The 20271-nt window shown below is 27.6% G+C and carries 23 protein-coding genes and 1 pseudogene; 2 read left to right on the top strand and 22 right to left on the bottom strand.

Annotated elements, in window-relative coordinates:
• Nucleotides 1–85: 85 nt before the first annotated feature.
• The 6 genes from LEQ07_RS14120 to LEQ07_RS14095 all read right to left on the bottom strand — a co-directional run bounded on the left by LEQ07_RS14120 (nucleotide 86) and on the right by LEQ07_RS14095 (nucleotide 4654).
• Nucleotides 86–949 (bottom strand): ABC transporter ATP-binding protein, encoded by an 864-nt coding sequence (locus LEQ07_RS14120; protein ID WP_263331168.1) that lies wholly within the window; start codon nucleotides 947–949, stop codon nucleotides 86–88.
• Entirely contained in the window at nucleotides 949–2031 is a 1083-nt protein-coding gene (locus LEQ07_RS14115; RefSeq protein WP_046822222.1) for a FecCD family ABC transporter permease, read from the bottom strand. The genes LEQ07_RS14120 and LEQ07_RS14115 overlap by 1 nt, the downstream gene beginning before the upstream one ends.
• Complete coding sequence (locus tag LEQ07_RS14110) at nucleotides 2031–3059, bottom strand: ABC transporter substrate-binding protein (protein ID WP_263331167.1); 1029 nt, start codon at nucleotides 3057–3059, stop codon at nucleotides 2031–2033. The genes LEQ07_RS14115 and LEQ07_RS14110 overlap by 1 nt, the downstream gene beginning before the upstream one ends.
• Nucleotides 3060–3201: 142 nt before the next feature.
• On the bottom strand, nucleotides 3202–3456 hold the full coding sequence (locus tag LEQ07_RS14105; protein WP_046822220.1) for a hypothetical protein: 255 nt from the start codon (nucleotides 3454–3456) through the stop codon (nucleotides 3202–3204).
• A gap of 177 nt (nucleotides 3457–3633) precedes the next feature.
• The gene (locus LEQ07_RS14100) at nucleotides 3634–4287 is read right to left on the bottom strand and encodes a hypothetical protein (RefSeq protein WP_263331166.1); all 654 of its coding nucleotides are present in this window, start codon (nucleotides 4285–4287) and stop codon (nucleotides 3634–3636) included.
• A gap of 31 nt (nucleotides 4288–4318) precedes the next feature.
• A complete protein-coding gene (locus LEQ07_RS14095; RefSeq protein ID WP_263331165.1) occupies nucleotides 4319–4654 on the bottom strand; it encodes a hypothetical protein in 336 nt (111 codons plus the stop codon).
• 191 nt (nucleotides 4655–4845) lie between these two features.
• Between LEQ07_RS14095 and LEQ07_RS14090 the strand changes: the two genes are divergently transcribed.
• Nucleotides 4846–5778: a hypothetical protein gene (locus tag LEQ07_RS14090; RefSeq protein ID WP_263331164.1), complete on the top strand. Its 933-nt coding sequence runs from the start codon at nucleotides 4846–4848 to the stop codon at nucleotides 5776–5778.
• Nucleotides 5779–5892: 114 nt separating this feature from the next.
• Nucleotides 5893–7137 carry a hypothetical protein gene (locus LEQ07_RS14085; RefSeq protein WP_263331163.1) on the top strand — a complete coding sequence of 415 codons (1245 nt, stop codon included), beginning with the start codon at nucleotides 5893–5895 and terminating at the stop codon, nucleotides 7135–7137.
• A 501-nt stretch (nucleotides 7138–7638) separates the two neighbouring features.
• Here the strand turns inward: LEQ07_RS14085 and LEQ07_RS14080 are convergent.
• The 16 genes and pseudogenes from LEQ07_RS14080 to LEQ07_RS14015 form a co-directional block, all read right to left on the bottom strand.
• Nucleotides 7639–8259 (bottom strand): glycoside hydrolase family 3 N-terminal domain-containing protein, encoded by a 621-nt coding sequence (locus tag LEQ07_RS14080; RefSeq protein ID WP_263331182.1) that lies wholly within the window; start codon nucleotides 8257–8259, stop codon nucleotides 7639–7641.
• 13 nt (nucleotides 8260–8272) lie between these two features.
• The gene (locus LEQ07_RS14075; protein ID WP_263331162.1) at nucleotides 8273–8617 is read right to left on the bottom strand and encodes a glycoside hydrolase family 3 N-terminal domain-containing protein; all 345 of its coding nucleotides are present in this window, start codon (nucleotides 8615–8617) and stop codon (nucleotides 8273–8275) included.
• 86 nt (nucleotides 8618–8703) lie between these two features.
• Nucleotides 8704–10386 (bottom strand): bile acid germinant receptor pseudoprotease CspC, encoded by a 1683-nt coding sequence (cspC, locus tag LEQ07_RS14070; RefSeq protein ID WP_263331161.1) that lies wholly within the window; start codon nucleotides 10384–10386, stop codon nucleotides 8704–8706.
• A gap of 21 nt (nucleotides 10387–10407) precedes the next feature.
• The gene (locus LEQ07_RS14065) at nucleotides 10408–11361 is read right to left on the bottom strand and encodes a S8 family serine peptidase (RefSeq protein WP_263331160.1); all 954 of its coding nucleotides are present in this window, start codon (nucleotides 11359–11361) and stop codon (nucleotides 10408–10410) included.
• Between the two features lie 49 nt (nucleotides 11362–11410).
• Nucleotides 11411–12160, bottom strand: coding sequence for a S8 family serine peptidase (locus LEQ07_RS14060; RefSeq protein WP_263331159.1), 750 nt, complete (start codon nucleotides 12158–12160; stop codon nucleotides 11411–11413).
• A gap of 41 nt (nucleotides 12161–12201) precedes the next feature.
• Nucleotides 12202–12552 carry a hypothetical protein gene (locus LEQ07_RS14055; RefSeq protein WP_263331158.1) on the bottom strand — a complete coding sequence of 117 codons (351 nt, stop codon included), beginning with the start codon at nucleotides 12550–12552 and terminating at the stop codon, nucleotides 12202–12204.
• A gap of 545 nt (nucleotides 12553–13097) precedes the next feature.
• Entirely contained in the window at nucleotides 13098–13967 is an 870-nt protein-coding gene (locus LEQ07_RS14050; RefSeq protein ID WP_263331157.1) for a uroporphyrinogen decarboxylase family protein, read from the bottom strand.
• 79 nt (nucleotides 13968–14046) lie between these two features.
• Nucleotides 14047–14241, bottom strand: coding sequence for a GTP-binding protein (locus LEQ07_RS14045; protein ID WP_263331156.1), 195 nt, complete (start codon nucleotides 14239–14241; stop codon nucleotides 14047–14049).
• Nucleotides 14242–14267: 26 nt separating this feature from the next.
• A pseudogene (locus tag LEQ07_RS14040) lies at nucleotides 14268–14735 on the bottom strand (GTP-binding protein); the annotation flags it as partial.
• 85 nt (nucleotides 14736–14820) lie between these two features.
• Nucleotides 14821–14889: a GTP-binding protein gene (locus tag LEQ07_RS23105; protein WP_442952427.1), complete on the bottom strand. Its 69-nt coding sequence runs from the start codon at nucleotides 14887–14889 to the stop codon at nucleotides 14821–14823.
• Between the two features lie 11 nt (nucleotides 14890–14900).
• Entirely contained in the window at nucleotides 14901–16388 is a 1488-nt protein-coding gene (locus tag LEQ07_RS14035) for an ASKHA domain-containing protein (protein ID WP_317852087.1), read from the bottom strand.
• A 26-nt stretch (nucleotides 16389–16414) separates the two neighbouring features.
• Nucleotides 16415–16696 (bottom strand): 2Fe-2S iron-sulfur cluster-binding protein, encoded by a 282-nt coding sequence (locus LEQ07_RS20210; RefSeq protein WP_317852086.1) that lies wholly within the window; start codon nucleotides 16694–16696, stop codon nucleotides 16415–16417.
• Between the two features lie 11 nt (nucleotides 16697–16707).
• Complete coding sequence (locus LEQ07_RS14030) at nucleotides 16708–17727, bottom strand: methylcobamide:CoM methyltransferase MtbA (protein ID WP_046822973.1); 1020 nt, start codon at nucleotides 17725–17727, stop codon at nucleotides 16708–16710.
• 1 nt (nucleotide 17728) lies between these two features.
• Nucleotides 17729–18406 (bottom strand): corrinoid protein, encoded by a 678-nt coding sequence (locus LEQ07_RS14025; RefSeq protein ID WP_046822972.1) that lies wholly within the window; start codon nucleotides 18404–18406, stop codon nucleotides 17729–17731.
• 13 nt (nucleotides 18407–18419) lie between these two features.
• Nucleotides 18420–19493 (bottom strand): uroporphyrinogen decarboxylase family protein, encoded by a 1074-nt coding sequence (locus tag LEQ07_RS14020; RefSeq protein WP_046822971.1) that lies wholly within the window; start codon nucleotides 19491–19493, stop codon nucleotides 18420–18422.
• 144 nt (nucleotides 19494–19637) lie between these two features.
• A complete protein-coding gene (locus LEQ07_RS14015; protein ID WP_046822970.1) occupies nucleotides 19638–20180 on the bottom strand; it encodes a hypothetical protein in 543 nt (180 codons plus the stop codon).
• Nucleotides 20181–20271 lie beyond the last annotated feature (91 nt).

The raw sequence follows: 20271 nt of genomic DNA, 5'->3' as shown, positions 1-20271 counted from the left end.
TATATATAACATAATATATATAGTACATCTCATTGATTAAATTGTGTATATAAATAAAAAAATAAACTCTAAATTAGAGTTTATTTTATCCTTGATATGCTGCATGCTTATGGAAGTGTTCATGCTCTCCTGTAAATCCATCTTCATGTATGTGATCATGTCCAATTCCGTTTATGTGTGAGTGACTATGCATAAATGATACCTGCAATTTATTATTCATAGGATTTACACCTACATATGCATTTACACCAAAAATTTCCTTTAACATTTCCTCAGTTATAACTTCTTTAACGCTTCCACAGTTTTTTATTTTTCCATCTTTCATAACAATTAGATAATCACAATACATAGAAGCCATATTCATATCATGTATAGCCGATAAAGTAGTTATATTTAAGCTTTTTACTAAATCCATTAACTGTATTTGATAGCCTATATCCAAATGATTTGTAGGCTCATCTAAAATCAAAAATTCAGTATCTTGAACTAATGCTCTTGCAATTAAAGTTCTTTGTTTCTCTCCTCCAGAAAGCTTTGAAAAACTTCTTCCAACATAATCTTCAAGCCCTACTCGTTTTAACATATCAGTAACCATATCTAAATCTTTCTTTGAATAATCTTCAAATACAGATTTGTATGGGTACCTTCCCATTTTTACAATTTGCTCTACAGTGAAATCGAATTGAGAGTTACTTTCTTGAGCTAAAACTGCTACTTCTTTTGCACAGTCTTTATCTTTCATATTAAGTAAATTTTTATTATCAAGTAGTATCTGCCCTCTATCTGGCTTGTACAGTCTATATATGTTTTTTAATATAGTAGATTTTCCTGATCCATTTGGTCCAATAATTCCAACAAACGATCCTTTAGGTATTTCAAATGATATATCTTTTAAAATTTCTTTTTTATCTATACTAAATTCCAAATTTTTAACTTGTAATTTAAACATTAGTCTCTTCCTCCAAATGTATAATTTTTCTTAGAAATCAGATATAAGAAGAATGGTCCACCTATTAAGGATGTTATTATACCTATTGGTATTTCTACTGGAGGGAAAAGTCCTCTAGCTAAAACGTCCGATGCAATTAAAAATATAGATCCTATAAGTGCAGATAAAACTATAAGTTTTTTATGATCACTTCCAGCTATAGTTCTACATATATGAGGAACTACTAATCCTATAAATCCTATAGCCCCAGTTATTGCAACCAGAGTAGATGTTAAAAGTGTTGCCAATATTAGTATTATTGATTTTATTAATTTTACATTTATTCCAAGTATTATCGCACTATCATCTCCTAAAAGAAGGATATCTAAAGATTTTGACATTGTAAATGCTACAATCATAACAACTATTAATACTAAAAATGGAATTAACAATACATCCCATTTAGCTCCACCTAAACTACCTACAGTCCAAAACAATGCATTTTTAGCCTGATTTGAGTTTTTAGCTGAATATATAAGTAAGTTTGTTAATGCTGAAAATATAGTAGAAATAGCCATACCTGTAAGTACAAGCCTCGTAGTTGACGTAGTTTTACCCATTTGAGTTCCTATTGCAAAAACTAGTACTCCAGATAATAATGACCCTACAAACGCCCCACTAGTTATACTATTTATTCCTACACTTGATACTCCACCTAAAACTATAACAAAAACTGCTCCACAAGAAGCTCCTGAAGATATTCCAAGTATATAAGGCTCTGCTATTGGATTTTTTGTTACACACTGCATTAAAACCCCACATATTGCAAGCCCTGCTCCACATATTGCGCCTAAAATCACTCTAGGAAATCTTATTTCCCATATTATATTTTGAGTCATAACTTCGCCTACACCGCTAAATAATGTTCCATTTGTCACTCTATTAAGTAATACTTTGTATACCTCACCAGGTTCTATATAAGTACTTCCAACTGCTATTGCCCCAACTATTGTACCTGCTAATATTATAGTTAAAGCTATAACCCAAAATAAGAAACCTTTCTTTTTAGAAAGGCTTCTTTTATTTTCAACCGAAACTTGCATTATTTTTTATCTCCATAGAAGTATCCGTGCATTTCTTCTATTACCATTGGATTTCTAACACCTGGAGATAAGTCAGCTAACTTAACTACATATATTTTATTATTTTTTATAGCAGGTACATCTTTAAGTGCTGGATTTGATTTTAAATAATCAATTTTTTCTTGAACAGGTTGTCCAGCTAAGAAATCTGTTACTAGTATTACTTCTGGATTTTTTTGTACTATACTTTCCCAAGAAACATTTATATAAGGCTTTTTAGCATCCTTTCCAAATACATTATTTCCTCCAGCTATTTCTATTAAGTTATTCGCAAGTCCTGATCCAACTACCATTGCATCTTTTTCTCCAGAGTCATAAACCATCATTTTAACTCTATCTTCTTCCTTGACATTTCCAACTTTATCCTCTACAACTTTTATATCACTTTTCATTTTATTTACAACTTCAGTAGCTTTATCTTCTACTCCAAATATTTTTCCAAGTAAGTTAAAGTCATCATATACATTGTTTATTGTTGCATCTGGCTTATATGCTGATGCCATAAAAGGAGCTACCCCTTTATCTATAAGTTCTTGAGGAGATCCTGTCGTTTGCTCATTAATAGAAGAATCCCATCCACTAACAAAATCTGCCCCAGTAGCTACAAAAGATTCTTTTGATATAGAGTGACCTTCTCCCACTTTAAGCTCAGGTATTTTTTTATACGCAGCTTCAAATTGTGGAAGTATTGGGTTATCTAAAAGAGCCGTTCCAACCATTCTATCCCCTAAATCAAGTGCTAATAACATTTCTGTCATGAATTGAGACAATGTAACTGCTTTTTGTTTTGGTGCATCAACTTTTACATTATAATCTTTAGCTCCATCTGAATAAACATACTCTACTGTTTTAAAATTACTTGATTCGACTTTTGTATCTGATGATTTAGATTCTTTATTGTTGTTTGATGAACAGCCTACAACGCTAAGTGTTAACCCTGCTATAGCCATTAATGCTATAAACTTTTTTAAACTTTTACTTTTTATCATTTTAATTTCCCCCATTTTTCATATGTTTAGTAAATTATCCCTAAAAAATATTAAAGCCATGAAGTCACTTAAATAAAGGTACAAAAACAGACCTTTTTCTTAAGTAAAACCTTCATGGCTTCTATTTCATAATATCTAATTTTTACTCGTGTCTATGCTCATGTTCCCCATTATGGTCATGCCCATGCTCATGTGTATGATTATGATCATGTGAATGAACCCCTGTAAATCCATCTTCATGGTTATGATCATGCCCTAATCCATTTACATGTTCATGATCGTGTAAGTGATTGTGAGTATGTTCATGAGCATGTTCGTGTTCATCAGACCCACAAGTCCCACAACATCCATTTACATGTGGATTATGATGTAATCTAAAATTTCTTTGTAAAAACATATTTTGTCCCCCTATAATGTTTTAGTTACTTCAGTAACTAACGTTTTCATTCTTAATTTATACTATATTATGTTTTTGCATAATAGTAAAGATTTCTGTATGTTTTTGGAAAATTTAGTTTTATACAAATAATTACTTTTTTTTACATTTTTTTATATTTTATCTAATTTTAATATCTTATATAATGTAATCTATTTCAAAATTATTACTTTTTATGTTGTCTAAATTTGTAAAAATAGTATTGCACTTACATAATTTATCTTTTTCATAGTTTGATTTAAATATATATCTTCTTAGAGATTTATCTGATTTCTTTTCATAAATATTTTCTATATCCCAAACCTCTCCTAAGTCATTTGATTTACATGTATAAACATAGTTATATTCTCCCCATTGTATGTATAAATCATTTTTATAATTAATTAAATGAGGAAATAAGCACATAGTTCTTGTCTTTATAGTTTCTACTCTTATTTTATTAAAACTATTTTCATTTAAATTTAATTTTATGTATTTACAAAAATATTTGCCTCCACTATTTTCTGAAAAAACTATATGACAATTATTATTTCTATCCTTTAATACAGATAAATATATTTTAAGTTCTTTAGAATCTGTTAACTTTAAAGGATTTGACCATAAAACTTTTTCACTGTCAAATGTTGTAGTAAATAGTTCTTCACACCCATCTATAGATTTAAAATAAAATAAAATAGGGCTATCATCTTTCCATACAACTTCAAAATTACTCATTATATTATAAGGTATATAATCTACCTTAGATTTTATAGTTTTATCTCCATCTATGTATATATGTATTAAAGTACACATTAATGGATTTTTTTATTTATAGAATAATAAATTATATGTTTTTATTTGAAATAATTTTTATATAAGGAAACTTAATATAAAAATTTTTATAATCATATTTAAGTACCGTGCTAAATTGTATATCTTCTCCTATTTTCAGTTCTAATAGCTTACCGTTTCTATCACTTAAAATTCCATATATATTATCATTTTTATCTATATCAGCATAAGTATCTATAAATGAAAATTCTCCTTTAATGACATCTTGACTACATAATTCATTTGAACCATTTTTTATAACATGATATGTTATACCACTACCTAAATTAAGTATGTTTAAATCTTGATTTGATTTTTTTATTAGTATATCAGTATCATTAAAAAGCATAGTTTCATCCCCTTTTTAATAGATAGTTTTATTCTCCCATTTATTTATATCTATTATAAATCTTTTATTTTATTCATATTTTAGACAAATTTTCTTTAAAATAAAGTAACATAGTATATTCATATCTCATATATTTAATTAAAGAGAAAACTTCTCTTTAAATATATTATGCATAGGAGAGAATATATAACATGAGTGAAAATAAAACTAATCATGAAGTATGTACAGAATGTAATCACCCACACGGTCCAGAAAACGATTGTTGTTGTACAAAACCACCAAAACCACAACCAAATGAATGTATGAAGTGTTGTGATCCTTTAGAATTTAAGTGCCCTGATATACGTAGAGCAACTTGTATACCTATACTAGGCGAAAGAATATATGACTTTAAATGTATAAATAAAAAGCAAGAAAGAGTTGCTTCTGGTTTAACATTTAGTGTTGTTTCTCAAGGACCATGCCCTTATACAAATGGTGATAAAGTATGTATAGAAAAAATTTCAGTTAAATACGATTGCCTAGGATTTACAAATACTGATCCTGAACTAGCTGAAAATTTATTACCAATAATAATAGATTCAAACGCTACTACACTTACAGCAACTCCATTAAGTTGTTCTACAACATTAAATTTATATTCTAGTTATACAGGTCAATTGACTCCTAATTTTATATGTTGTGAAGAAGGTAGAAATGTTAACCTAGCTCAAGGACCTATACAAGTTGGAGTAGTTAATTTCCAATATGTTTTACAAGGTAAAATAGGATGTATACCATTTGTAGCAACATATCCTGCAGCTCCTTTAACTGGTGAAGTTGATTCATTTGGAGATATAACATTATATAATAATATTTGTCTTCCTCAAGTTACAGACCCTATTGATGTTAAAGCAGATTTCCAACTTGAAATACTTCCTAAATGTGTAATACCTACATCTACGTATACTTCAACTAGTAATACATTTACAGCTAATGTATTTGACTGTCTTTCTATAAAAGAAAAATTCTATGTAACTATAAAAGACGAACTAGTTGTTTACACTGCATTTAATGGGCTAGAGTGCAAAGATGACTGCCATCATTATTCACATGAGTTTTATGAAGAATGGTGCAAAAAATAAACTCAATACAACATTAGTAAAGACCTATGATTAGGTCTTTACTAGAGTTTGTAATAAATTTATTTTAATGGACATAAAAATAATATATACTATTTATTTTTGAGGAGGCTTTTTATGTGTGATCAAAAAACTGCCATACAAACTCTTATAGATACAATTATTTTAATTGAGGATTTGTCATACATAGTTGGTGATGAAAAATATTTCTCTGTACCTATTTCTATTACAACTGATGACGGCTCAATTATTGACATGTTAATATCAAATTCTAAAGATAATACAATTTTAATAAATAATGATGTAATTATTTATAAAAATACAGCTATAAACTTAAGTAATATAACTAAAGTTAGAGTTCTTACACAAAATATACCTTCTAGTAAATTTAAGTCTTTATTACTAAAAAAACTAGAAAATTTAGTTGCTTTTGACAATATATCTTATAACTTTAATTCATTCTCTAATTCAAACGAAATTAATAGTTTTAATCAATTTAATGGCTATTCTAATATACAAGACTACATAAATGAAAATATAGAAAATATAAAAACAGTAAGTTTTAATACTCCTTTAAAGACTAGTCATACTTTAGATACAAAAGAAATTCATGATAACGTTTTAAATGAATCTACATATTTAGATATAACAAAAGAAAATACACTAAATGATTTTAATATAGATGTAAATAATATAGATGTAGTAAGCCATATTGAAAAGTTAAATTCTAGTGTAGTTTCAAATATTGAAACTGAAAAAAAATTAGTCCTTACAGATAAATCAAACGAAATAGAAGTTTCAAAACCTATATATACTGATTCCATAGATGTCTTAACAGATTTAGATATATCAAATTATAAAGTCTCTATAAACCCTAGTTCTACTTCTGCTGTAGATAAAGTAAATAAATCCACTATTGATTGTTTATCTGATATTGATGTATTTACCCTAAAAAACACACTGTCTAATATAGATGAAAGTACTCAAATAATTAAATCTAATACTATAGAAGTTTTAGATTTCGCTCCTATCAATAAAGGTGTAAATAAATCTGAATTAGATGGAAAACCGCTTATGATTGATCCTACAGGAGAAAGATATATAGGAGTCGTGTTAGATGATGGAACCTTTGAACCTCTAAAGATAAATCTAAAAAAATTAACAGTAATAGATGAGAATGTTAGTAACTTACTGGGAAATATAAATGTAGATTCTCAATTAAATAGTTCAATTTCTAGTATATCTAAAAATTATACACCTGTTATAAAAGATATAGATGTAAACTATAATACAAAAATAACTGAATATAATGAAAAGAATATAGCTTCTCTTAACTCCTCAATAAAAATAAAAAACAACTAATTAAAAATATAACTAATTCTCCAGAAAGCACTAAAGCTGTTTGTAAAGAAGGTTTTGAATCAATAAGTAGTTTAAATAAGATAGATAAAACTGACATATCCAATATTACTGATGTTAAATACAATACTGCTGTTGATAAAATAGATGTTAAAAAAAATAAACATTATGTTGTAGAAGACCTTACTTTTAATAAAGAGGTTTCAAATGTTTTATCAGGTTTTGAATTAATCAGTATTGACCACCTATCAAAATCATATGAACAAATTAATGGAACTGTTGATTATGTTGGAAAAGGGATAGCAATTGTAAATAATAATGATTCTAACATAACTATATATCCAATAACTAAAATAAGTGTTATAAATTAATAAAAAATAGCCTCATTTAAAATTAAAATGAGGCTATTTTTATTATTTTACAATTTTTCTTTTAATTTCAAAATTCTATATATACTTTCATTTATTCTTTTTTCCGAAATTTCATTTCTTTCCACAGCTAATTTTATTTTTCTATAACTAACTTAGTTTTATTTACATCACTTCCTATTAAAATTATATCGCTTCCCGCTTTTATAGACTTTGCACTTGCTTCTTCAACTGATAACTGATTAGTTATAGCTTTCATAAACATATCATCTGTAATTATAACATTCGAAAATTCCATATCATTTCTCAATATACCAGTTATTAAATTATGAGATAAAGTGGCTGGATTTTTATCATCAATTTGCTTCATTAATATATGAGAAACCATTACTACATCAGCTCCACTTTTTATGGCCTTTATAAAAGGTACAAACTCAAACTCATATAATTGATTTATATTTTTCTTAACTATAGGTAATCCTATATGTGAATCTACTTCAGTGTCTCCATGTCCTGGGAAATGCTTTATTACAGGTATTACATTCTCGTCTTTTAACCCTTTCATTGTAGCTATTCCCATAGTTTCTACAATTTTTTCATTATCCCCAAACGCTCTATCTCCTATAACCGTATTTTTAGAATTACTATAGATATCTAATACGGGTGCAAAATTCATATTTATTTTATGCTCCTTTAGAGTTTTTCCTATCTCTTTTCCATTTTCATATGCATGCTTTGCATCTCCCTTATCTCCAATTGATTTAGCACTTTCAAATTTTTTTTATATTTTTAGATAATCTATTTACTCTCCCTCCTTCTTCATCAATTGAGATGAATAGAGGTATATTTTTATTTGCTTCTTCAATATCTAAATTTAATTTTTTTAATTGTTTAGAGTTCTCTATATTCCTTGAGAAAAGTATTATCCCACCTACTTTTAAATCATTTATTAATGTATTTAATTCATCATTAAAGTCAGTTCCATCGAATCCACTCAATACCATTTGCCCAATTTTTTCATCTAATGTCATTTCGTTAATTTTATCTATAATATTAGAATCACCATCAATTTTTCTATATTTTTTATTATTCATTAAATACATTATCCAACTCATAATAACTATAAAAAAAATTAATGTTATAATGCTAATTTGTTTTAAGTTTTGATATCTTTCTTTTTATTTCCATATTATCCTTTCTTTTATCTTAAATTTTGAGATATTTGCTGTATAGTGTTTCTTAAGTTTAAAACTCCATAACCCATTCTTATATTAGGATACTTATATATAAATCTATCAGCTCCTATCATTAAATATGTCTTTATTATATCGGTGTATATTAGTCTTTGATTCAAATTACTTTGAGATACCAAAAAATCTACTAGTATAGATACAACTCCAGTTACAATAGAACTACTTACTCCAGTTCCACTAGCTTTTGCGTAGGACCTATCTTTATAAGGTCCTACTATATTTATACATGGAGCAACTATATCAGGTTTTAATGGTACTTGATTTAATGTTCCTATTGATGATCCTAGCCACATACTATCAATTTCATTATTAAATCCCCCTATAGATATGCTATTCTCTGTAGCAGCAAAAATATTAGTAGTAGAAAAATAATTTGAATTTACAAATCTAGTATCTTTATCTATTAAATTTTTATTAGGCAAGTAAACATCATACTCTCCAGTTATAATAAATTCAGGCTGTAATCTAAGTGTCCACATTCCAGGTTTTACATTTTTTAATTTAATTAAAATTTCTGCTGTTCCTGATTTTATCCATGGATATATATACCGAAATGAATATTTAGTATTTTCAATGTTAAATGTCCCATTATACATATTTCCATCTGGAGAATATTGAATAGGATAACTATATTCTCCAGATGGTGATATTAGAGTTGCTGAAATTTTATCTGGGCCAATACAGCTTATTGAAATATCTAAATTTTCCTGATTTCCTATTTGTATAATTACATCTTCTATTTCATCCATGCTAGTAAATTTCCCACTACAATGAATATCTGTATTACCTTCATTTCCCATTCCACTAACTACTATATTTCCAGCTCTTTTAAGTTCACTAAAAGTATCTAAAAAATTAGTTAAAATAATTGATTCACTTCTCTCTGCTAAAGTTAAATTAAATATGAAATTTTTATTATATTTTTTTATAAAGCTTACTACATAACTAATTCCTGCTAAAAAATCACTTAGCTCATATCCTATTGTTCCCTTTTTATATACATCTTTAATAGCTCTTAATTTTACAATAAGTAATTCACTTTTTGGTGCTATTCCTTTATATAGTGAGTTTAACCTTCCATTTCCACATGCTATTCCTGCAGCTATAGTTCCTGTTCCTTGTACGTCCTTAGTCAACTCGTAGCTATTAATTTTTATATATTCATTTATTTCCTCCCTACTAAATTCGCTTCCAAAGTTTAAGTTTTCTGGTGAATTACCTTTGTCACTTTCTTGATCCCATATAGCTATAATTTTGCTACTTCCATCTTCATTGATAAAGTCAGGATGTAAATAATCTATTCCAGAGTCAATAATAGCAATTACATTACCATCACCAAATGTACATATGTATGGATTTCGGTCTATATAATCTATATCTGCTACTTCTCTTACTCTTGAACCCTTATTATAATTATTATCACCAATTTCTATAAGGGAACTTACAGGAATAGATAACATCCAATCATATGCAAACTCAAGTTTATTTAAAATTCGCTCATCAAAAGATTCTTCTACATATATAGTGACCAGCTTTTCATTCAAAATAGCATACTGGTTAATATTATACTTTTCTAACTCATCTTTGAGTTCATATATTTCTCCATTATAAGTAATAATATATGATTTCATAATTAATATCCTTCCAAAAAATTATTTTAATTGATCAAATGCACCTTTTATATCTAAAATTCCATAACCATAAATTTCATTTGGGTATACTAATTGATCACTTCTCTTTGCTCCACCTCTTAAAAATGTTCTTATCTTTTGAACGACCGCTTTACTTTTGTAATACCTGTCTGAAAATGTATATTGCATAACTAATGCAACTCCTCCGGCTACATACGATGCTGATACAGAACTCCCTGTAATAGTACAATACTTTTCCCCAGGATATGCAGCTATTATATTAACCCCTGGAGCTACTATATCCGGCTTAATCATTTTCCCTATAACTCCTATTACAGGTCCTCTTGAAGATTCAGACCAAATACTTTTATTTACACTATCATATGTTCCTACCGTTATCATGTCTCTATACCCTCCTGGAAAACTTATTGTGTATTTAGGGTTATTTAAACTAAACTTAACAACAGACTTGGTTAAACCATTATTTGGAAGGTATAAATTATAAATTCCATTTGTTATATACTGACCAATTAATCTAATTGTCCAAATTCCTTTTTTTACATTTGTTAGTTTAATTGCCGTTTGTTGCTGTCCTCCATATGGTAAAGGATATATTGTGTAAATTCTATACATAGTTCTCTCTAGGTCAAATAATCCTTCCATTATACTGTAGTTTGATACATATGACAGTTTACTTTCTTCTCCAGTTGGAGATACTATTATTACGTTTAATTTATCTGGTTTATTCATCCATAAATCTACTTCAATCTCTTCCTCATCTTCATGTACTTCAATTTTTATATCTTTTACTTCCCCCTCAAAATTTATCAATCCTGTTGCATGGTGATCTCCTTTTCCTTCATTTCCTGCAGCTACAATATTACAAAATCCATATTCAAAAAATTTATCGTTCTCAATAGTACTTATTCCACTAGACACAGACTGATTACTTCCTAATGTTATATTGTTAATCAATGGCAAATTTTCTTTTTTGCTTTTTCATATGCATATTCTAATGCCGCACTTAGCATGGAATTATTGATAAATCATTATTTTTTAGTTTAACTACTATTAGCTCACTACTTTCTGCAACTCCTGAGTATTCATTATCTACACGTCCTAATCCACTACATATTCCACTTAATGCCGTTCCTATGCCTTCCTCGTCTATAGACAGATTTTTATTATTTTCTTGTATTGCCTTGTTTAAATCCTCTCTAGTATATTCAGTTCCTATAATAAATCCATCAGGAGGATTTTCATCTTTTGTCTGATCCCATAAGTAGCGAATCTTTGAAGTTCCATCCGGATATATAAAATCAGGATGCAAGTAATCAATCCCTGAATTTGCAATGCAAATTAAAACTTTACTACCACTTATATCTATATTAGGATTTGTTTTAAAATAATTTGCTCCTATTTCCTCTGTTGCAGTTATCCCATTTTCTGTACTTAAGTTAATTTTAGCTAATTGAGTCATCTTTATATGTCTCTCAATTGAAATTATTGATTTTAATCCATAAATATATGAACTCTGATCTATATTATTTTTATCTAAATATATAATTCCAAAATTCTTATGTATCTTATAAAGTTTAACCATTCCATTTAATTTATCTAGATCTTCATATATGTCTTCATTAAAATGAATATAAAAGGAGGGTATATATCTATCATAATCTATATCTTCATTAACTTTACTATGATGCAACTGTCTCACATTATTTGAATTTTTGGCAATAACTAACGATTTATTACCATCTTTTAGTAACACATTTTTTATTTCACAGTTCGTTCCTGTTGTAACATAAACTTCTAATTTTTTTCTTTTACATTTAATTTTTTAAAATATAAACTCCATGTTCCTTCGTTTATTGATTTTTTTGATGTCATTTTTATAGTTAAGGATTTTTCATTTTTAGAACTTATGTCTATGCTTGTATTTTCTAAATCAAAGGTATTTCCTATTGAATCAAAATCTAATGGTCCCAAGAAATTATTATACTGGTTATATATGTATATACATATATCTTGTGAGTCTATTATATCTATATATAATTTTTTCACACCTTTTTTTATGTTTAATTCACATTTAGAGTATTCTTCATCTTCTTTTAATTTAACTGCTTTTTTCAAATAAAAATTATGCTTATATTTTTGCTTCAATCTACTAAGTTCTCCTATGTAGCTTTCTACTTCTTTTAAATCTATTATTACTGGGATGTTTAAAGTTTCACATTTATTTAATATATATTGAATTTCTTTTTCTAAATTGGTTACATTCCAATCCCTATTGGATTTTTCTATACTTATTAATATAGATTTAACACATTCAATAGAATTTTTTTACTTATTTTATACTTTGATTTTACATATTTTTTTATGTTTTCGTCTTTTCCTAAAAATTTTGATATAGTTTCAACTTTCTCATATATGTTAATAATGCATTCATCATATTCTAAAATAGCTTTACAATATATAAAAATCCCTCCTCAACAAATTCTTTTATCAAAATATTATATGTGTATATTTGTATGTAATGATAGTTTTGTCACTAATTAATATGGGTAATCTGCAAATTGATAGATATAACTTACGAGAACTAGTTTTAACTAATATGTTAATTACTCAAAGCTTTTCAAAATTAGCATATGAAAATTAAAAAAGAAACTACCATTAAATTTTAATAAAATTTAATGGTAGTTTCTTTTTTAATTAATATCGATTATAAAAATTTGTGAATTTTTCAAATTATATTGAGTTCTTTTCATACAATTATTACCTATAATTTTAACTTTTTTACTTTCTATAATATTGCAGATAGCTTCTCCGTAAGTTAAGCAACTTTCATATTCAACTTTTGTAAATTTACATTTCTTTAGATTAAAAAGCGCTGAAGACGTCTTTCCACATATGTGTATTACCCCTTCGCCAATACATGTCGAAGCTCTTTCTAATATATTGATAGTTGTTTTACTAACTACTTCTTCATATACTTTTGGGCCAACAATATTTATATCTCCTACTGGGTCACTATAGGATATTATCTTAGCTCCTTTTTCATATCCTTTAACTATATAATTAACTATATTATCCTCAATAATATTCATTAACTTGTCTATACACTCAAGGTTCTTTCTAACCCCTTTATAAAAATACTTTAAGTCTACAAGTAAAGATATAATTGTCATAGGTCCGCAAACATTCAAAGTTACTATTTCATTTTTTGAACTTAGTATACTTATTGATTCTAATACTTCTTTTATCCTTCCATTGTCAAAATCTATATTATCTAATTTAGATAATTCTTCTAAACTAGAAAATGCATAATCTCTTGACCTAGGACAGTTTTTTTCATCTCCTAAGTTTATATTTGCACCAAAAGCTTCAGCCTCTACTGTAGTACAAAATGGCAACTTGCAAATACTATCTTTTCTATAATCTTTTAAACTTTTCGATATGTATGCCATATCATTTGCATTCTTATGTAAATTAGGAAAACTTAAATTAGAACCCTGTATTATCTCTAGTGGTATATTTTCATTATCTATCTGATCACATTTAAAATCTAATTTTTCCATATTTCCCCCTATATAAAAGTCTTTTTTAATTCTTCAAACTTTAACTCTGTTCCTATTATACAAAGTTTAGGACAAATTTTTAAGCAACTTTTTTAATGTCATATTTACCATTTACATAATTGAACTCCAATAGACTATTTCCACTATTTACAAAACCTTTACATCTTATTATTTTACCTAATGACTCTGTTTCTAAAGTTTCAAAGATTTTTTCTATATCTTTTGTAGAGTATGTTTTAATAGGCATTAAAGCTATAGATGAGATTTCTTTCATTGCTTTCTACTTATTATCTTTTAGTTTTATTTTTTTATATCTTCATCGCTAAAATTAGCTAACTCATTAATATTTTTAATTACTTTATAAAATTCTTCACTATCCCATTCTTCATAAATTATGTATGAGTTTTCATTTATATTTTTCAATGAATTAATTACCATATTTAAATTTTCATTATCTATAAGTTGAGATTTACTTATTGTTATTGTCTTAGCATTTTTTATTTGGTCTTCATAAAATTCACCAAAATTATCTATATAATCGAAATAATTAACTCCATCTACCACAGTAATTATAGAATTTAATTTTAAATATTTTTTAAGCTTTTTATCATTAAGCATTACTAATATTTCACTGAGTAAACCTACTCCAGTTGGCTCTATTACTATTCTATCAGGACTAAGTTTTTCTATAATTTCCTCTATAGTGTTTTTAAAATTTAATTTTATACTACAGCATATACATCCATTTTGAAGTTCTATAACTTCTAGTCCATCTTTTTTATAAGTTCTCCATCTATTCCTATTTGTCCAAACTCATTTTCTAAAACTACAACTTTTTCATTCTTATTATCATTTAGTATTTTTTTATAAGCGTAGTTTTTCCAGAACCTAAGAATCCAGAGACTATATCTATTTTTATCATTTAATCACCTTTTAAAATTTTAAGCAGTCTGTAAATAATCTTTCATATCCTTCTTTTGTAGATAATTCGAAATAATTTATATCACTTGCTATAAAATCCATATTTTTTCTAATATTCTTAGATAATAAACTCATAATAGCTCCTGTTTTAGAGGAGTTTCCTATATATATTATCTTATCTTTAAGCTCTTTTGGTATTATACCAACCCCAACTAAACTTTCTATGCTTAGATGCTTCCCAAATTGTCCAGCTATTATTACTTTATCTAACTCATTTATATCCATGTTAACTTGATCTGCTAATGCATAAATTCCTGATAAAATAGCTCCTTTTGCAAGTTGCACTTGTCTTATATCTTCTTGAGTTATAGATATTTCTTTATCACCTTTAGATATTATAAATCGTCTCTTTTTATTTTCATCTGCTATGTAATCACTTAAGTGACTTATTTTTTTATTATCTTTTGCAGCATCTTTTTTTACTATACGCCCTGTCTTTCCTATAAGTTTTAATCTTGCTAATTCACTAATTGCATCAACAATTCCGCTTCCACATATTCCTACAGGTTTCTGATTTCCTATAGTATTGATATTTATTTGATTTTCAATTTTGATATTTTCAATAGCCCCATCTCCAGCCCTCATTCCACAGCTTATATTCATACCCTCTAATGCAGGTCCTGCTGCACATGAACAAGATACTAACTCACCTTTTTTAGATAAGACCATTTCTCCATTCGTACCTATATCTATAAATAATACATTTTTATCTGTCTCTTTTAAGTTACTAACACATACACCCGCTACAATATCAGCCCCTATATAACTAGATACGCCTGGAAGTAAATACACACTTCCAAACTTAGATATTTCTATACCTAAGTCTTTAGCCCTAACATTTTTACTTTTCACAAAAGTAGGTGAATATGGAGATTTTCCTATAGACATAGGGTTAATATTTAATAATACATGCATCATAGTTGTATTTGCAGCTATTGAAACTTCATATATATTAGATACATTTATAGAATTTTTATTACATAATTTTTTTATTAAATCATTTATACAATTTATAATTAATTTATGTAAAATTTCTAATCCATTTTCTTTATTCTTAATAAAATGAATACGTGATAAAACATCTAGACCGTATTCTTTTTGTGGATTTATTTCACTTTCAGAACTTATTTCACATTTATTTTTAATATCAATTAATGAACAAACTACAGTTGTTGTTCCAATATCTATAGCAACTGAATATAGTTTGTCCTGTGTATCATTTTCTTCTATTCCTATTAATTTCTCATCTATATACACCCCTGTACATTTTTCGCATTCAAATATATTAGGAATGTCTTTCAATAAATAGTAATCATCTTTAAAATTGCACTTAAACTGTTTTTCAAGTATTTCTTCATAAGGTATGTTATTATCTAGCGTAGGTTTTTCTATATCATATACTTCTTTTCTAAGTAGTGGTTGTTTTTCAAAGTTTGGCATATAGCCATCTGATAATATCTTATGATTTATATTTTTTTATCTAAAAATTCTATGCATATATCCCCTTCAGGATAAACTAAACAGCTTAGTCTTACTTTATTCTCAATCTCATCTCTAGATAAAAACTTTAATTCTTCATTAGTTAAAGGATTAATATCTCCGCTTAAAACTTTAACTTTACACTTTCCACATATCCCTTTTCCACCACAAGGACTTTCCATACCTAAGTTATTACTTTGTATTATATCTAAAAGATTTCTCCCGACTTCAAATTTATAACTTTTGTCCCCATCATATAAAAGACTCATAAAATCCCTCTTTATCTGCTATAATTTTTTGTACATTCTAATAGAACTTGTATATTATCTAATTTAGTTCTTACTCCTATGCCACAAGCTGGAGATATTATATCTACTCCATTTTTTAAACATGAGTTACACATAGTTTTTAAACTTTCTGTATCACTATTTTCAAGTGCAAAAGTACTTACATTTCCCATAATAGCTTTATTCGATACATTTTCAATAACTTGTTTAACACTAGTTATTGAGTCAAAACTAATTGCATCACTATGTAGTGAGTTTAATTCTTTATATATGCTTTTTAACCTTCCACATATATGTATTATAGTTCCCCCATTTGCATATTCTTTTAATTCATCTATTATTCTATTTAAATACGGAACTGCAAATTCATTAAAGTTTTTAGCACCTAATATTTCACCTGTACCACTAGGGTCTGATATTGTTAAGATATCCGCACCTGCTTCAAGCTGAGCTTTTCCGAAAACTATAAGATTATCAGTTACTAAGTTCATAAGTTCATGAATCATTTCAGGTTTTTTTCTTATTTCTTTAAAAAATATCATAGGTTCTAGTAATGATGATGCTAAACTAACTGGTCCTGTTAAATTTGCAATTATTGGAACATCTTCATTTCTTTCTTTTAATATCTTAATAGCATCTATAACTACCTTTGCTCGACCTTCATCAACATTTATATTTTTTAATTTTTTATATTCCTCACTAGATATAATCGGATATTCAGTTACTCTAGGTTCTGTATTTTTAGTTCCCATATATACAGTAGCTCCCATGCCCTCAGCTTCTACTGTCATGCAAAAAGGAACTCCAAAGTTTTCAAAAGCTTTATTTTTATGCATACCTTGTGTTAAATCTGCCATCATTTGTGGGTTTAAGTGAGCTTCTGGCCATTTTACTCCCTCTATATCCATGACATCTTCAATTATCATATTCATCATCCCCCCAGGGCATATACATGGGGGTCTATCTACACTTTCTTTTTTTAAAACTTTAAACAGTCGTTCTTTTTGATTCATTTTATACCACCTCTTTGACTGTGGCTCTTTTTTTATCTACTAAATCTTTTGCAAGTTTTACCGCCTTTGAAGCTTCATGAGCATAACCATCTGCTCCAATTTGGTCTGCAAAGCTTTGTGATATAGGTCCTCCGCCTACCATAACAACTACATCATCACGCATATTCTCTTTTTTTAATAAGTCTATTACTACCTGCATATTATCCATTGTAGTTGTCATAAGAGTAGACATTCCTACTACATCAGCATTAATTTCTTTTGCTTTGTTTATAAAATCTATAGGAGGAACGTCTCTTCCTAAATCAAAAACTTCGAATCCTGAAGTTTCTAACATTATTTTAAATAAGTTCTTTCCTATATCATGAGTATCCCCTTCTACAACACCTACTACAGCTCTGTAATGTTCTCCTGTTTGATGTTTTTGTAAACGTGGTTTTAATATATTAATCCCTTCATACATTGCATCTGAACATAAAAGTAGTTCAGGTATATAATACTCTTCTTCTTCATATAATTTTCCTGCCTCTTCCATACCTGATGCTAGCCCTTTGGATATACCTTCATACGCATCAAAATCATTTTCTATATATTCATTCGCTACATCTATGACTTCTTCATCTTCCATTTCAAGTACGCATGAAGCTAATTTATTTAATAAAGATTCTTTTAAGTTTTCCATGTTTATATTCCCCCTATAAATTTTTTATATTAATTGGGTATGCTCCAAATATTCTAGCAGCATCCATTAATGCTATAATTTTTTTAGGATCAGTTCCTATTGGCACATCACACCCTGTACTTAATATGAATCCACATTTACTATCATGAGCTTTTTTTATACATTCTCTAGCTTCATTATATATATCCTCTATGCTACCTCTCATTATAGTTTCAACAGGATCGACATTACCTATTAAGCAAACCTTATCTCCATAAGCCTCTTTTAATTCTCCAATATCATCTACATTATCTAAACTTAAGTTAGATATTCCGATATCTACCATATGTCCCCATACTTTTTTAGTTTTTCCACATATATGTAAAGTTGTTCCACTTCCAGTTCTTTCAATAATTCTATCCATACATCTTTTTAAGTACGGTTTTGCAAATTCTACAAAGTTTTTCTCGCTTATCATAGTGCATGATGCATTTGGCTCTGCTAAGCTTGGTGCAAGCCCAATGTCACAAGCTGCATCTATATAATTTATAACACTCTGTGTTGAAAGCTCTAATAATTCATGAGCTTGATCTTTGTTTTTAGTTAAATCTCTCAAGAATTTATCTGTTCCTCTTAAAAAGGAAGCTGTCGTAAATGGTCCTCCAACAGAAGTCCCAACTCCAACTACTGAACTTAATTTATCTTGAGTTATTTTTAAAGCTTCTAAAAAATATCTTATTCTTCCATCTTTATAAGGATCTATAGGCTTTAATTTTCCTATTTCACTATAATCATTTATAGCAGATTTACTTATATAAGGTGTATTATGTGTTGGAAATGTAACTTCACTTCCCATAGCCTCTGGTATACCTTGTAATCCTGGCCCAAAACCTATACTATCTGGTCTAAATAATTCATAGCTTCCTACTGCTACATCTACAAGTGCATCTACTGAGTGATTATATTCATATATTGTATGCCCAAATATAGATGATACACTTTCACCTAAAAAAGGTGAACATAAAATTCTATCCATTGGCTCTCCCTTAGAGAAAGCTTCCATTCTTTCTTTCGGCGTCATTTGATCTTTATTAATTTTATATTCCATAGCCATACCTCTTTATCTATTTAAATATTACATATTCATATTACAATAGATGTTAATTTTCTACAAATTGATAATATCGATACATCAAAACATAGCTATCGATATTATCAATAAAAATCTAACTTAAAAAGTTAGATTTTTTATTTATTTAATACTATAAAATCTTTCAAGATAACTAATCATTTCGTCCGCTATATTTAAATAATAGTATATACTTACTAAGTACTCAGAGAAAAACAAGTCAGTAGCTTCTCCTTGAGCTAACCTATTTACTAGAAGCGCTTGTTGCTGCAATGATGAATCTAGTATAAATGCAATTATTTCAATTTGATTAGCCACAAATAAATCAGATGGTGAATCTTTATATATAACTTTAAATCTAGTTAAAAGGTTTAAAACTGTCTTTAGTTCTGATGAATATGATGTGATTTGTTTTTGTATAGTATCTGATTTTTGCTTAGCTGTTTCGGCATTAATACTTATCGTATTCATATTATTTCTTATTCTTTTTATTTCGTTAAAATATTTTATTAATTCTTCTTTCCCTTTTAGTTCCTTACTTATTTGAGGTGGCGCTGAAGAAGTTTTATAAGTTTTATCAACTCCATATATTGTTGAAGATGTTATTGTTAGCAACATAATAGTAGCAATAAAAATTGATATTAATCTAGATGTAGTGTTCTTCATTGTAATCCTCCTAAAATTTTTCTTATATATTATTTTCTTCAATAAAAAAATATATATTCTAAAAAAAAATACTATTGTTCAAAATTTGAAA

This window comes from Paraclostridium sp. AKS73, assembly GCF_025671395.1.
Classification (GTDB): Bacteria; Bacillota; Clostridia; order Peptostreptococcales; family Peptostreptococcaceae; genus Paraclostridium; species Paraclostridium benzoelyticum.
This window is presented reverse-complemented; position numbering and strand designations above follow the sequence as displayed.